At 47.7% G+C, this 13800-nt stretch carries 12 protein-coding genes; 5 read left to right on the plus strand and 7 right to left on the minus strand.

From position 1 onward, the window contains the following. Positions 1-14: 14 nt before the first annotated feature. On the plus strand, positions 15-1244 hold the full coding sequence (ftsZ, locus tag VNK96_05905; protein ID HWP31239.1) for a cell division protein FtsZ: 1230 nt from the start codon (positions 15-17) through the stop codon (positions 1242-1244). 385 nt (positions 1245-1629) lie between these two features. Here ftsZ and VNK96_05910 read toward each other — a convergent pair whose 3' ends face one another. After that, the gene (locus VNK96_05910; GenBank protein ID HWP31240.1) at positions 1630-3972 is read right to left on the minus strand and encodes a hypothetical protein; all 2343 of its coding nucleotides are present in this window, start codon (positions 3970-3972) and stop codon (positions 1630-1632) included. Between the two features lie 156 nt (positions 3973-4128). Here VNK96_05910 and pheA point away from each other — a divergent pair, with 156 nt between their 5' ends. Next, positions 4129-5169 carry a prephenate dehydratase gene (gene pheA / locus VNK96_05915; GenBank protein HWP31241.1) on the plus strand — a complete coding sequence of 347 codons (1041 nt, stop codon included), beginning with the start codon at positions 4129-4131 and terminating at the stop codon, positions 5167-5169. Positions 5170-5348: 179 nt separating this feature from the next. Here pheA and VNK96_05920 read toward each other — a convergent pair whose 3' ends face one another. Genes VNK96_05920 through VNK96_05935 form a run of 4 tightly spaced genes read right to left on the minus strand, consistent with a single transcriptional unit; the run spans position 5349 to position 8419 of the window. Further along, complete coding sequence (locus tag VNK96_05920; protein ID HWP31242.1) at positions 5349-6317, minus strand: Gfo/Idh/MocA family oxidoreductase; 969 nt, start codon at positions 6315-6317, stop codon at positions 5349-5351. Next, positions 6318-7025 carry an SDR family oxidoreductase gene (locus VNK96_05925; protein ID HWP31243.1) on the minus strand — a complete coding sequence of 236 codons (708 nt, stop codon included), beginning with the start codon at positions 7023-7025 and terminating at the stop codon, positions 6318-6320. 9 nt (positions 7026-7034) lie between these two features. Further along, positions 7035-7604, minus strand: coding sequence for a GTP cyclohydrolase I FolE (folE, locus tag VNK96_05930; protein HWP31244.1), 570 nt, complete (start codon positions 7602-7604; stop codon positions 7035-7037). Continuing rightward, a complete protein-coding gene (locus VNK96_05935) occupies positions 7601-8419 on the minus strand; it encodes a 6-carboxytetrahydropterin synthase (protein ID HWP31245.1) in 819 nt (272 codons plus the stop codon). The genes folE and VNK96_05935 overlap by 4 nt, the downstream gene beginning before the upstream one ends. A gap of 314 nt (positions 8420-8733) precedes the next feature. Here VNK96_05935 and nusA point away from each other — a divergent pair, with 314 nt between their 5' ends. From nusA to infB, 3 genes are read left to right on the plus strand one after another with little or no spacing between them, the layout of a single operon-like run. After that, positions 8734-9801 carry a transcription termination factor NusA gene (gene nusA / locus VNK96_05940; GenBank protein HWP31246.1) on the plus strand — a complete coding sequence of 356 codons (1068 nt, stop codon included), beginning with the start codon at positions 8734-8736 and terminating at the stop codon, positions 9799-9801. A 3-nt stretch (positions 9802-9804) separates the two neighbouring features. Then, the gene (locus VNK96_05945) at positions 9805-10086 is read left to right on the plus strand and encodes a YlxR family protein (GenBank protein ID HWP31247.1); all 282 of its coding nucleotides are present in this window, start codon (positions 9805-9807) and stop codon (positions 10084-10086) included. A gap of 60 nt (positions 10087-10146) precedes the next feature. Next, complete coding sequence (gene infB / locus VNK96_05950; protein ID HWP31248.1) at positions 10147-12063, plus strand: translation initiation factor IF-2; 1917 nt, start codon at positions 10147-10149, stop codon at positions 12061-12063. Between the two features lie 38 nt (positions 12064-12101). Here the strand turns inward: infB and VNK96_05955 are convergent, their stop codons facing one another. Both VNK96_05955 and VNK96_05960 read right to left on the minus strand, forming a co-directional pair. Beyond that, positions 12102-12485, minus strand: a complete 384-nt coding sequence (locus VNK96_05955; protein ID HWP31249.1) for a DUF4870 domain-containing protein — start codon at positions 12483-12485, stop codon at positions 12102-12104. Positions 12486-12567: 82 nt separating this feature from the next. Further along, the gene (locus VNK96_05960) at positions 12568-13788 is read right to left on the minus strand and encodes a type IV pilus twitching motility protein PilT (protein HWP31250.1); all 1221 of its coding nucleotides are present in this window, start codon (positions 13786-13788) and stop codon (positions 12568-12570) included. Positions 13789-13800: the final 12 nt, after the last annotated feature.

Below are 13800 nucleotides of genomic sequence, written 5' to 3' on the forward strand. Positions count from 1 at the left end.
AGGGAGTAATGACTATGAACGTAAAAGAAGGTGGCGTGCCACAAGCCGTGATAAAAGTGTTAGGAATAGGCGGTGGCGGCTCGAATGCCGTCAATCGCATGATTGAAGCGAATATTCAAGGCGTGGATTTCATCGCTATGAATACCGATGTCCAAGTCCTCGAACTCGCTAAAGCACCTACGAAAATCCAAATCGGTGCGAACCTAACTCGTGGATTAGGCGCCGGTGGAAACCCCGAAGTAGGAAAAAACGCCGCAGAAGAAAGCCGCAATCAAATTCGCGAACTCCTCAGCGATGCCGACATGGTCTTTCTCACAGCAGGTATGGGCGGTGGCACAGGAACAGGTGCTGCTCCTATCATCGCAGAATTGGCAAAAGAAGCCAACGCATTGACTATCGCTGTGGTGACGAAACCCTTTACGTGGGAAGGTGCTAAAAGACGCAAGATTGCAGAAGAAGGTATCGCGGCACTCAGCGAAATCGTAGACACGATTATCTGCATACCAAACGACCGCCTTCTCCCTGTCGTAGACCGACGAACTACATTGATTGAATCGTTCAGAGTCGCGGATGATGTATTGCGTCAAGGCGTCCAAGCGATTTCCGATATCATCACCATCCCGGGGATGATCAACGTGGATTTCGCCGACGTGCGTGCAATCATGTCCAATGCCGGACCTGCACTTATGGGAATCGGATACGGAACAGGAGAGCATCGCGCACAGCAAGCCGCTCAAAGCGCAGTTTCCAACCCGCTTCTGGAAACCACTATCGAGGGAGCAACGCGCTTGCTCGTGAACATCACGGCTTCCGAGGATATCACTCTCGCCGAAGCAAACGAAGCCATGATGTTTATCCAAAACCTCGCCGCAAGCGACGCTGCGAATATCATCTTCGGTACTGTCCTCAATAAAGAATTGGATGGCGAAGTACGAATAACCGTGCTCGCTTCGGGATTCGACCAAACCACTGCGACGGGTAGGAAAGCGCTTCAAGCCGCAACGAGCGTTGGAACCCCTCGCTCCGCCGCAGTCCAGATGCCGTCTCGAACGCAAGAGGCGAAGACTGGTACTAACTCGTCCGGAAGTACGCTTCCCCCTGGCGCCGGTTCTGCTACCGGAATTCCTCGCCCTGTGGGTTCGAAAGACAACGAAACCCTCAATCTGCCGAAACCAGAACTCACCGAGGAGGATGAACTCGACATTCCCACATTCATAAGGGAATATAGGAAAAGACAAGGCTAAAAGTTTTTGCGAGTGGGAAATAAGCCCGCATCGAAAGATGCGGTAATGCATATTTCCATGCATTTCATGCCTCAACGGCTCCTGCTGTCGAGGCTATAGTTTTTCTATTTTATGCCTCAACAGCTCCTGCTGTTGAGGCTATAGTTATTTTTGAATTAAAACCGCGCCTTATCTCATGCGATATTAATCGCGCCTTACGGCGCTCCTACAATTAATGTTTGGGCAAAAAATAAAAGCTTTATTTCATGCCTCGACAGCTTTCTATTTTATGCCTCAACAGCTCCTGCTGTTGTTGAGGCTTTTTTTAGGACATAAAAATGAATCCCAAAAGAATTGCGAAAGATAAAAACGTATGCAGTAATTGCAAAGAGGGAAAATCTTGGTTTTAACCTTTCAGCCAAAAAGGCATGCGTGGCCCTGAGGGTTTGAAAGAAAACGGTGTGAGAAAAATTGCGTCAATCGCTATTTTCCACGATGGCGCGTTCGGAGATAAACGAATGCGAATTTTGTGATTCCCTGGACGTACTGTAATTTTCCCTAATCTATACCAACCGAAATCTGTCCCGTAAAGCGATTGCGCAGTATCGGGAATTCCGAAAACGTTTTCGCTTCCGAATTCGAACGAAACGAACTGGCGTAAATCTTCGGGAATTCTCGCCGCAAGCCATATCTCTACATCTCTTTCTGTAGGGACGTTGAAACGATAGGTTGCATAAAATCCCTCAGTGGTGGGGGGGATAGCACTGTCCAGAGCCAACGCCTTTCCATTCGAACATGCAGCGCTCGTCATGACATATCCGAAATTATTTTCTTCTGCGCTTTCTCCTTCTATCCATGAGAGGGGGCGCACACGCAAAGCTATCGCTCTCAGGTTTGCAACCATCTGCTCGAATGCAGCAGGAGGATTCTCTTGGATCCTGCGATGAGCATCCGTGAAGAAAAATTTCAAATCGGATATATCCACGCCCAATCGTTTCGCTTCGTTCGTCAAATCTTGGAATTCTGCAAGAGCACCATCTATCGCATCTTGCGGAACGGGTACTTCTTCCGTTCCCGTGATGACAACCGGATATGTACCGATGACGAGTTCCGGTAAGCCTTTTACAATTTTGCTTTCGATGGGGAGACCGTCGGGTGTCGAAAATTTCGCTTTCGAAGGCTCGCGCATCACTAACCGCACTTTTGCGGCTGTGTCCGTACGCCAAATCACGGTGTATGTCGCAAAAGGAGCGACATGACGATAACCTTCGTAATTCTCGCCTAACTCCAAACGATTCCCAGACTCCGGAGTTGGCAACCACCAAACATTTCCCGGAAGTCGCATCGTGGTTGCCGGATGGCGCGCATTTTCAGGATAAAACAAGGCACGGGGAAGTCTCGTGAGGAATGTTTCGTCTCTCGAGATTTCTTGTAGGATGTTTTTCAACCAATCCGCTTCGTACCCCCCCGTCCATTTCACGTACCAACCTTTTGCGCCGAGTTCTGCAGTATCGAGAATCACGGAGCGTAAAGATTGTTCATCTGGATAGGGTTTCCCATTTTCTAAGACTCGAAGGTCTGTCGCGACGAGCCAACTTCGATGATTCCAGGCAAGCGTCGTACTGCAAGCGCCTCCTGCATAATGCTCGATGGGTGAAAGCGCTATTCCGATTGCGCGCATACCCAATCCATCGCCTGCTAAGTCTCTCGTGTCGTAAACAGCAGCCCAGCCGTTCCATTCGATAATGATGGGAACATTGTGAATTCTTCGAATCGCTTCTGCAAATCGTTTCATGCGATTGCGAGCGGCATTGTCAATTACGGTTTTTATGTCGTTCCAATATCCCGATGTTTTCGGGTCGCAAGAGAAGAGCGAGCCGGTTTGCGGGTCGAGGAATTTATCTACTCCTCGAACAGAAGAAAACAGAGCAACGAAACGCGCTGCTTGTTTGAATGTTTCGATTTCAGCCGTATCGAGTTTCCAGGCGCGTATTAGGCGATAGATATCGTTTTGGTATCTTTCTTTCAAATACGCTTCGAATTGCAAACGAAAGATTTCCGAATCCGGCACGTATCCTTCTGCTGCATTCCAAATTTCGACTTGACCGAGAGGGTTTACGAAGCCTCTCAAACCTGCTCCGAACTTCGTTTGGTTTAGTTTCGCTAAAAAAGCGTCGCGCCTTTGGTCGAACTTTTCCCAATAATCTGTCAATGAACTCTGCTCCACTCTCGGATAAAGCAAAACCGTGTATTCCCCCCCACCGACTTTCAATTGATATCGAATGCGTGCGTATCCGTCCACGACGTCCGCCCAACCGTGCGTTTCGGCGACATCACCTTGGTTGGAAACAACGATATAGAAAACACTGCGCCCGTTCGGAACAGGGATCCTGTAATCTCCTTGTGGACCTGCTCCGGTAATTCGGTAACTTTCGGGGCGTATAAGGAAAGCAGGTGCACGCGGCGCTTTTCGATTATCGAGCCACAAGTAACGAAAGGATTTCGCTTCACAAGATTCGATGATTTCGTTCCAATTGCTTTCGGGCGGAACTTCCAGCAAGACATCTTTTATTCCCGTTCCCTCGATGGCGCGGAGAATTTGTTCGCTCGCGTTGGCTCGCCATCCGATCGGCAAATACGCTTTCCCCTCCCATAAAAGCGCGTGATTCGGCGTCACATTCCAACTGGCGGCAGGAGCGAAGTTACAAGGAAGGAAGGTCGTAAGGGCGAATAACCAAGAAATCATCACTTCGAGTTCGTTTATTTTGACGGTTTTGCTCAGAAAAAAATACGAATTATTTACGTATTTCGCTATTTTGGCGCTTCCTCCCAGCGCCCTGGTAGAGCATCGTCTTCATTTTCAAAAACTCAGATGCCGCTTTCGTTTCATAATCTCTAAAAACCCATGCCGAAAAAAGACTATCGTAAGCAGTTGGAAAAAATAGACGAAGCGATTCTCGACCTTCTCCATCGAAGAATGGAGATTTCGGGAAAAGTGGAAGGGAAAGGTTATGATTTTTCCCATTCATCCAAGATCCTACAGCGTTACGAGGAAAAGAAAGGAATTCCGAAAAGTGAATTGCAAACTCTCTATCGTGAAATCATAGCAACGACGAGCAAGATGCCGAATCCTGTGCGCGTGGCTTATTGGGGACCGCCTGGCACTTACACTCATATCGCTGCAACGAGTCATTTCGGGAGGAAAGCCAAATATATCCCGCTCGAAACGATTCCGGATATTTTCGATTTCGTCGAAAAACAAGAAGCGGAATACGGCGTCGTTCCTGTCGAAAATAGTACGGAAGGTGTCGTTGCGCATACTTTAGATATGTTTCTGCAGTCTCCGGCAAGGATTTGCTCGCAGGTTCAGTTAGAAATCCATCATCATCTGTTGAGCAAAGAGAAAAAACTTAGTGAAATCGAAAAAGTATATGCGGTGGGGCAGGCAGAAGCACAATGCAGAAAATTTTTGCGAAAGGAACTAACTCATGCGAAAATCGTTCCCGCTGTAAATACTGCGATTGCGGCACAGCAAGCGGCACAAGAAAAACTTTCCGCAGCCATCGGTTCGAAATTGGCGGCGAAACTCTATGGACTCGGGATTTTATCATCGAATATCCACGATAATCCGCACAATCGCACGCGATTTCTCGTAATCGGATTGCATCCGGTTATGCGCAGCGGAAACGATCGATGCTCTTTGCTTTTTTCTGTCCCCCATCGTCCGGGTGCTCTTGCAGAAGCGCTGAATGTTTTTCGAAAGTTCCGCGTGAATATGACGATGATCGAGTCACGCCCTGCTCCGTTCACCTCTTTCGAATATGTGTTTTTCGTAGATTTAGAAGGGCATGAGAGGGATAGGAAAGTCGCTAATGCGATTAAAGAACTCCGAAAGATTGCTTTGTTCGTGAATGTTTTGGGAAGTTATCCATTATTCGAAACATAACCGTAGGCGCGTGTAGGAGCGCCGTAAGGCGCGATTATGTTTCGACTTTTTGGGGACATGTTCTGAATTCGAGGTTGAGAAGTGAAAAGATTTTCAATCCATAGTTCGTAGGAGCACCGTAAGGTGCGAAAAATCGTATGAGCACCGTAAGGTGTGATTTTCAAATGACTTTCCGGTGGTTAAATATCGGCTCGGATCGGTTTTCTCGTTCGTGCGCTTTCTATTGCTGCCTCGCAAAGAGCAACGGCGGCAAGCCCATCTTCCGGCATGACCGGGGGGGCGATACCCATCCTCACCGAATCGAGAAATGCGCGCAGTTCTAAAAAATAAGGGTCGTCTTCCGAAGCGAGCGGACTTTCCGCTGACAGCCTTTCGAATGTAGAGATGCGCAAAGTCGGCGTTTTTCTGCTGTCGTGTTCGATAAGACCTTTGCTGGCAGCGACTTCGAAAGTCACACGAAAACCAGCCGGATCAGCCCATGTCGCTTCGACGTGTGCGACCGCACCCGATTCGAGAGCGAGGGTCGCCAACGCATAATCCTTCTTTTCGAGTCCAGAAAAGGTGAGTGCGTCTGCAAAAATCGTTTTCACTTTTCCGAACGTCCAGCGAATCCAATCGAGGTCGTGAATCATCAAATCGAGAATCACACCTCCCGAGCGTTTAAAATCATTGAACCACTCTCCCGCTCCCGTCGGATAACTACCCCCCCGGCGCGTGCGTATAACGGCAGGAGTACCGATTACTTCCGACTGCACGAGTTCATGCGCTCTACGAAATTCCGGAAAAAATCGCACGACTTGCGCAGGCATAAGGGGAATGTTCAATTTCTTTGCGTAATTCACGACTTCCTCGCATTCCCGCACGGTGCGACAAAGCGGTTTCTCGCAAAGTGTCGGCTTTCCGCCCGAAAGCGCTTCCATGATGAGTGCGTGATGTAAATCCGTCGGTACACAGATATCAACGACATCTGCCTTCTCGATGAGCGCTTTTACGGAGGGGGCTGCGTGTGCGTCGGTTTCCGTTTGAAATTCTTCTAAGCGCTCAGGAACGATGTCGAAGGCTAACAATTCGATATCCGACATCTTTCGATACTGCCGAGCATGGGTTTTCCCCATTCCTCCGCAGCCGATGATTCCTACCGTTTGCAATTAAAGAACTCCTTTCGGCGGCATGAAAACGATTTCATCTACGTTATATGTAGGAGGTGAGGTAACGATATATGCAATCATTTCTCCCACATCTCGAGGGTCGAGCATGTCTTCTCGGGGGGGCGACCAAGGTTGAGCCTCCCAAAGATTCGTCGCACTGCTACCGGGCAAAAATGCAGTGAGCAAAATACCTTTTTTCCGAAATTCTGCGTTCAGACTTCTCGTCAAACCCAACGCACCGTATTTCGATGCGACATAAGCGGCACTCTCCGGAAAAGGAATTTTCGAGGCAGTGCTCAACACGTTCACAATTCTTCCCCCACCGATGGGAAGCATCGCACGGATTGCAGAGCGGCAAGCATTGTAAATCCCGGTGAGATTCGTCCTTAGGGTCTGTTCCCACAGGGAATGTTCTTGTTCCAATGTGGGACCGAAGTGTGCCACTCCTGCGGCAAACACTGCAAGAAGTTTAGAGGATTTTTCTCTCAATTCCAGTGCGTACTGAAAAAGCGAATCCGTATAGTCGGGATTTCCGACATCGCCAGCGGAGCAGCGAACGTTTACACCCTTACATTCCTCGGCGGTGGATTCCAAGCGCTCCGTATTTCGCCCCCCCATAATTATGCTTACGCCACGTTTTGCAAGTGCCAAACATGTTGCACGACCAATTCCGCTTCCTGCTCCTGTAACAACGCAAACATCAGCCATCCTGAACCCTTATGCGTATTGTTTATTGTGCCGAATCAAGTCGAAGAATTCCTTTCTCGTTGTTGGGTTATCTCTAAAAATCCCTGTAAGAAAACTCGCAGAGACGTTGGACGCCTGCTTTTCTACCCCACGAGACATCATGCATAAATGTTTCGCTTCGGTGACGACTGCTACACCCACGGGGGAGAGCACCTCTTCCAAAGCAAGCCCGATTTGTTGGGTCATTCGTTCCTGCAATTGAAGCCTTTGCGCAAACAAATCTACGATGCGAGCGATTTTGCTAATCCCGATGACTTTCCCCGCAGGGAGATATGCGATATGAGCATATCCGAAGAATGGCAATAAGTGATGTTCGCATAAACTGAAAAACTCAACGTCACGAACCACAACCATGTCTTCGACATCTTCTTGGAAGACAGCGTTTCGTACGATTCCATCGAGGCTCATCTTGTATCCGCGTGTCAAAAAGAGAAGGGCGTCTGCAGCGCGCGCGGGCGTTCGTCGTAGACCTTCTCTTTCAGGGTCTTCTCCTATCTCGCATAAAACTGCTCGATAAAGTTCTTCTAATTTTTTGCTCATTCGTCTTCACCCGAGTATTCGAAAAAATTTCGTGGAGTCTCTTGTAAAACGACTCTAACGAGTTGAACGGGAAGTTTGTTCGCGAGGTTCTGCCAAATCACTTTTGCAATCATTTCCCCGGTTGGATTTATCTCGCGGAATTCTTCCACGTCCGTATTGAGGTTTTTATGGTCGAATCGTTCGATGATTTCTTCATTTACGATTTTATCCAATTCGTCCAATGCAATAATCATCCCTGTTTGTGGATTTACCGGTCCGGTTACTTCGATGTGCACTTCGTAATTATGTCCGTGACCACTTGGGTTGTTGCATTTTCCGAACAGTCTCCGATTCTCTTCTGGCGAAAAGTCTTTGCAATGAAGAGTATGCGCGGCGCAAAATTCATACACTCTGCTTATCGTGAGCATAGGAGTATCTCCTTCCATCCGGATTTCGGCATAAAGCGTAGGATTTTCGTATAAACGCATGGAATCGAATTTCGCCTCCTTAAACGCGGGAGGCATCTTCTTGTTAATATAGGAAATAAAATTTTCCAGCGTGGGTGGGTTATCGAAAAAATAATCGATTTCGTCATTGAGGCTTTTGTTATTCAGATGTTCGAATATATTTGCGAGTAGTAAGTCATCTAAGTCTTTTATATTGATGACCATTCCGTGCTTTTCATTGATCTTTCCTCGAATCGAATAGTCCAATACGTAGTTATGACCATGATTATAAGGAGAAGCGTATATTCCAAAGAGCCGCTTATTCTCTTCGGGAGTTCGATTCGAATACCAAAAACGATGTCCGCATGAAAAACCAATTCTTCGAGTCAATTTCATTTTATGAAGCAGAAATGTGATTCTGAAGGAATAATAGCCCACTCAGCCTCTCGTCCAACTCCCCCCTCATCAACGGCGTTATATCCATGAAGCAAGAGTATTTGCGGCAAACCCCGCCAATGGATAGGGTCATCGTAGGTTCCCAAAAGTAGAGGTCGTTCCATCTCCAATCAAGATTTTACCGAACCCTATCCCCTACGATAACCAATGCTAAAATGTGATATACTAAAAATCTAAAGCGTCGAATGGAAAAGGATGGTTTTTGCCCCATCCTTTTTTATTCATACGTAGAGCAAAAACGGAAGAAAATGAACAAGGAGTTTTTCCAGACCCTACGCCAGTTGGCACAGGAGCGAGACATTCCCATGGAGGAAGTCATCGCGGAGCTCGAGGTCGCCCTCGCGGCGGCTTATAAAAAGCAGGTCAATGCGACGGGAGAAGTTACCGTTCGCATAGACACAGAGAAGGGAAAACTCCATGCTGTCATTGAGAAAGAGGTAGTCGGCATCGTAACGAACCCTCATTTCCAGATAAGCCTCGAAGAGGCGCGGAAGATAAAAAAAGATGCAGAGATCGGTGATTTCATTCCTATCGAGATTCCCACTGAGAGTTTCGGGAGGATTGCCGCCGCTACCTTCAAGCAAGTTCTCCAACAGAAGCTGCGAGAGGCTGAAAGGCGAAGGACATTAGAAGAATTCAGCGGGAAAAGCGGTGAAGTGGTAAGCGCACAGGTATTGCGTAGGGAAGGTTCGGATGTAATCCTGATGTGCGGTCGCAGCGAATGCATCTTGAAAAAAGAAGACCAGGTTCGGACCGAACCCTATCGCACTAATGACAGGATTCGTGTTTACGTGAAGGAAGTCGAAGATACGCGAAGGGGACCTAAGGTGCGTGTTTCAAGGAGGGCAGAAGAACTTGTTGCGAAACTTTTCGAACTGGAAGTGCCTGAGATTGCCGCTAAGACGGTCGAGATCAAGCGCGTGGCACGCGAACCTGGCGTGAGGAGCAAAATCGCAGTCGTATCGCATGATGAGCGAGTAGACCCTATCGGGGCTTGTGTAGGTCAGCGCGGAAGCAGAGTTCAGGCTGTCGTCAATGAGCTTTACGACGAGAAAATTGACATCATTCCTTACAATGATGACCCGGTAGCCTTTATCACAGCGGCATTAAGCCCTGCCAAAGTGACTTCTGTAAAGTTAGTGCCTCAAGAAAAACGCGCAGAAGTCATCGTCCCGAACACGCAACTGAGCCTTGCGCTAGGAAAGAATCGAATCAACGCCCGGTTAGCGGAGAAACTCACTGGTTGGAAGCTCGACATTCGAAGCGAATCAGAAGCGGAGACAGCAAAAGCGTCTCGAAGTCGAGGAGGGATGTAATGCATGCCCCATGTCCCTATTCGTACGTGTGTTGCCTGCAAAGCCAAGCGTTCTAAATTGGAATTGCTTCGAATCGGTAAAACGAAGGCAGGGGAAGTAAAAGTCGGTGAATCGGAAGGAAGAGGTGTGTATTTATGCCCTTCCAGCGAATGCATCGAAAAGGCGATACGAAAACGGGTCATCGTCTATCCGCTTCGACTAGGGAATTCTTCGGTAGACTGGAAGAGGTTAGAAAGCGAACTCATGAAAGCGCTTTCCGAAAATAGCAACAAGGAAAGAACATAATAGAAATAAGAAACCTATAAAAAGGACAATTCGGAACTGAAAGAGAAAACGCAGACTCTTATGCAGAAAGTGGAAGTGCAGAAACTTGCGTCGGAATGGGGTGCGCTCCCTTCGCAAGTTACGCACGTTTTGGGAGAACTCGGTGTTTTCCCTGTCAATGGCGTCATCGAGGTTGATGAAGATACTCTCGAAGTTATCAAAGAAGCCGTAGCGGAAGTCGTAGGAGAAAAAGTCGTTTTCTTACCGCCGAAAGCGACGCCGCGCGATATTGCTATTGCACTGAACATCGAAACGAGAGATGTACAAAAAGCGTTGCTCAAACTGCAAAAGATTGTTCCTCTAACGACAGTACTCGAGCACGATATCGCAGAAAAAATCGTAAATTCATTCGGATACAAAGTGAAATGGGCGGAACCACCGAAACCCAAACTCGAAGAGCCTCAAATACGTCGCAAACGCGCAATTGGCACGCAACCCAGAGCACCTGTCGTCACCATAATGGGTCACGTAGATCACGGAAAAACGAGCATATTGGATTACATTCGCAAGACCAAGGTAGCGGAAAAAGAATACGGTGGAATCACACAGCACATCGGCGCATATCAAGTGAGTGTAAATTCTAAAAAAATTACCTTTTTAGATACACCTGGACATGAAGCATTCACAGCGATGCGAGCGCGTGGTGCACAAGTTACTGATATTGCGGTTTTAGTCGTGGCTGCGGATGATGGAGTTATGCCGCAAACTATCGAAGCGATCCATCATGCTCAACAGGCGAATGTCCCGATTATCGTTGCTATTAATAAAATAGACAAACCTGAGGCAGATGTAGCTCGCGTAAAACAGCAACTACTACAACATGGTCTCGTTCCTGAAGAATTCGGGGGACAAACCGTTTGCGTTCCTGTTTCTGCAAAGACCGGCGAGGGAATAGATTCGCTTTTGGAAATGATTCTTTTGCAAGCGGAACTCATGGATTTGAAAGCGGACCCGGGGGGGGAAGTCGAAGGGGTCGTTATCGAAGCGAGGTTAGATAAAGGAAGAGGACCTGTAGCTACGGTCTTGGTCGAAAGCGGTACTTTGAAAGTAGGTGATGTCGTTCTCGTTGGCAAGTATTGTGGACGCATCAAAGCGATGTACGATTTCCAAGGAAAGCAAATTAAAGATGCAGGACCTTCGACACCTGTAGAAATAGTCGGTTTGGATGGTGTTCCACAAGCAGGTGATCGAGTCGTGGTTTACCTCGATGAAAAAGCCGCTCGTGAAAAGGCGGAAGAACTTCGAATGCAAGAACGATTAAAAGCCATAGAGAAAACCGGCGTGAAAGTAAGCCTCGAGGCTTTGAGCGAGCGACTGCGAGCGGGAGAAATGAAAGAACTTCGCATGGTCGTAAAGGCTGATGTGCAAGGTTCATTAGAAGCGGTGTTAGGTCTTTTGCAAAAGATGGAGCATCCTGAAGTCGAAGTGAAAGTATTGCATTCCGGCGTAGGCTCGATTACGGAAAACGATATTTTGCTCGCGAGCGCAGCGGGGGGGATCGTCGTCGGATTCAACGTGAAAGTAGAACCGAATGCAAAAGCAGAGGCGCAGCGGCAAGGAGTAGAAATTCGCATTTATCGAGTGATTTACGAATTAATCGAAGATATCGAAAAAGCGATAAAAGGAATGCTCGAACCGGTTTACGAAGAACAGCCGCTCGGAAAAGTCGAGATTCGGAAAGTTTTCGAACTTACGAAAGCGGGGAAGGTCGCTGGTTGTTACGTGAAAGAAGGAAAAGTGCAACGGGGTGCACTGTGTCGTGTACGAAGAGGCGAGGAAGAGATTGTTTACGAAGGCAAAATTGCTTCTTTGAAGCATTTGAAGGAAGATGTGCGTGAAGTATTGGCGGGATACGAATGCGGTATGCAATTCGAAGGATGGGACGATTTCCAAGAAGGAGATGTCGTCGAAGTTTACGAAAAAGTGCAAGTGAGATAAGAACTTCGCTTATACTGAATCAGCGGGATGCGGGGCTCCTATAATCCCATCTGTTTTGCGACGAAATCACCGATTACCGGAATACGAAACCATTTGCCGTTGTATGCCTGAACCATGAGATAAATCAACGCGACGAAAATAGCAAAGCTTATAAGCCACATTAAAGGCCACATTATCCATAAAAACCAAAAACAAAATAACGAAAACACGTATAAAACGATTGCGAGGGCTAATGCTTGAAGAGCGTGGAATTTTACGAAGCGATTTTTTTCCATTACGAGAAATAGAAGCGAAATGAGCCAACCGAGAAAAGGAGCATAACAAAGCGCTCCAGCCAAATGAGCACTAATACCTGCGGAAGTAGGTCCTAACCCATAGGGGTCGGGAGGGGAAGGCCGTTGTTCAGGCGGTGGTTGTTCCATGATGCTTTTTAAGACGATACCGCGGTTAAAAAAGCATCAGCCACGATGGGTGGACATGTCTGACCGTCAGAACGGCAGATGCCTACGCAACACCTTTCGCTAAGCGACTGAAGTTCTCCTGGTCCACTGCTCTCATCAAGGCATCTTCGTGCGTGATGTATCCGTTGCGATACAGATCCAAAAGCGAGCGATCCATGGTAACCATTCCTTGCTGTGTGCTGGTTTCGATTACGGAATACATTTGGTGCGTCTTCGCTTCGCGAATCAGGTTTCGGATTGCGGGTGTAGCGACCATGATTTCCACAGCGACGATTCTACCCCCCCCTAATTTCGGAGCCAATTGCTGTGAAATAATGCATTCTAAAGTGTTCGATAAAAGAACGCGAATCTGTTCCTGTTGCCCAGGAGGAAATACATCCACGAGACGGTCAACGGATTGTGGTGCATTTCTCGTATGCAACGTTCCGAAAACGAGGTGTCCCGTTTCGGCAAGGGTGAGGGCGGCAGTAATCGTTTCCAAATCTCGTAACTCGCCAACGACGATCACGTCTGGGTCCTCTCGCAACACTGCTCGGAGAGCGTTCTGGAAACTCAAAGTATCATGATGAACTTCTCGTTGATTCACCATTGCCATTTTGTGGTTATACAGGTATTCAATCGGATCTTCGATCGTCATGATATGGCAGCGCCGAGTGTTGTTGATGTCGTCTACCATTGCGGCGATTGTTGTGGATTTTCCAGAACCTGTTGCGCCTGTAACAAGAATCAATCCGCTCGTTCTTTTTGTAATTTCCCGTAAAACCGGTGGTAGCCGCAAATCATCGAAAGACGGAATATTCTGGGGAATGACACGAAGAGCCGCACCGAGGCTTCCACGCTGGTAATACACATTGACACGGAAACGACCGATATCTTTTACAGCGTGAGAAAAATCCAGTTCTCGCGTTTTTTCGAGAATCGTAATTCTTTCATCACTAAGAATTTCATAAATCAAACGGTGTGAAATTTCGGGTCGCACGATTTCGTAAGGAAGCGGAGTCAACTCTCCATCTACGCGCACCATAGGAGGGAGAGCGACGGTGATGTGCAAGTCAGAAGCCTTTCTCTCCACACTCTCTCTCAGCAAATCGTCGATATGAACATCATCGAGAGAACGGGCTCCCTCGCTGTCCGAAGTCTGCTTAATTTCGATCGGTTCGCCATTCCTCGGATCTACTTCGACATGCTCCGGAAGCGGACCTAGAGAGCCTTCTTCCTGGTTTTGCTGACTCAATACTTCTTTCCAATCGAATCGTGAAGACATTTTCGATACCTC

The organism is Fimbriimonadales bacterium, from assembly GCA_035559795.1.
Lineage (GTDB): Bacteria > Armatimonadota > Fimbriimonadia > Fimbriimonadales > ATM1 > DATMAR01.

What these genes read in the sequence shown, in the direction of transcription:
- ftsZ (HWP31239.1), top strand. Translation starts at nt 15, where the DNA reads ATGAACGTAAAAGAAGGTGGCGTGCCACAAGCCGTGATAAAAGTGTTA.
- pheA (HWP31241.1), top strand. Translation starts at nt 4,129, where the DNA reads ATGCCGAAAAAAGACTATCGTAAGCAGTTGGAAAAAATAGACGAAGCG.
- VNK96_05925 (HWP31243.1), bottom strand. Translation starts at nt 7,025, where the DNA reads ATGGCTGATGTTTGCGTTGTTACAGGAGCAGGAAGCGGAATTGGTCGT.
- folE (HWP31244.1), bottom strand. Translation starts at nt 7,604, where the DNA reads ATGAGCAAAAAATTAGAAGAACTTTATCGAGCAGTTTTATGCGAGATA.
- nusA (HWP31246.1), top strand. Translation starts at nt 8,734, where the DNA reads ATGAACAAGGAGTTTTTCCAGACCCTACGCCAGTTGGCACAGGAGCGA.
- VNK96_05945 (HWP31247.1), top strand. Translation starts at nt 9,805, where the DNA reads ATGCCCCATGTCCCTATTCGTACGTGTGTTGCCTGCAAAGCCAAGCGT.
- infB (HWP31248.1), top strand. Translation starts at nt 10,147, where the DNA reads ATGCAGAAAGTGGAAGTGCAGAAACTTGCGTCGGAATGGGGTGCGCTC.
- VNK96_05955 (HWP31249.1), bottom strand. Translation starts at nt 12,485, where the DNA reads ATGGAACAACCACCGCCTGAACAACGGCCTTCCCCTCCCGACCCCTAT.
- VNK96_05960 (HWP31250.1), bottom strand. Translation starts at nt 13,788, where the DNA reads ATGTCTTCACGATTCGATTGGAAAGAAGTATTGAGTCAGCAAAACCAG.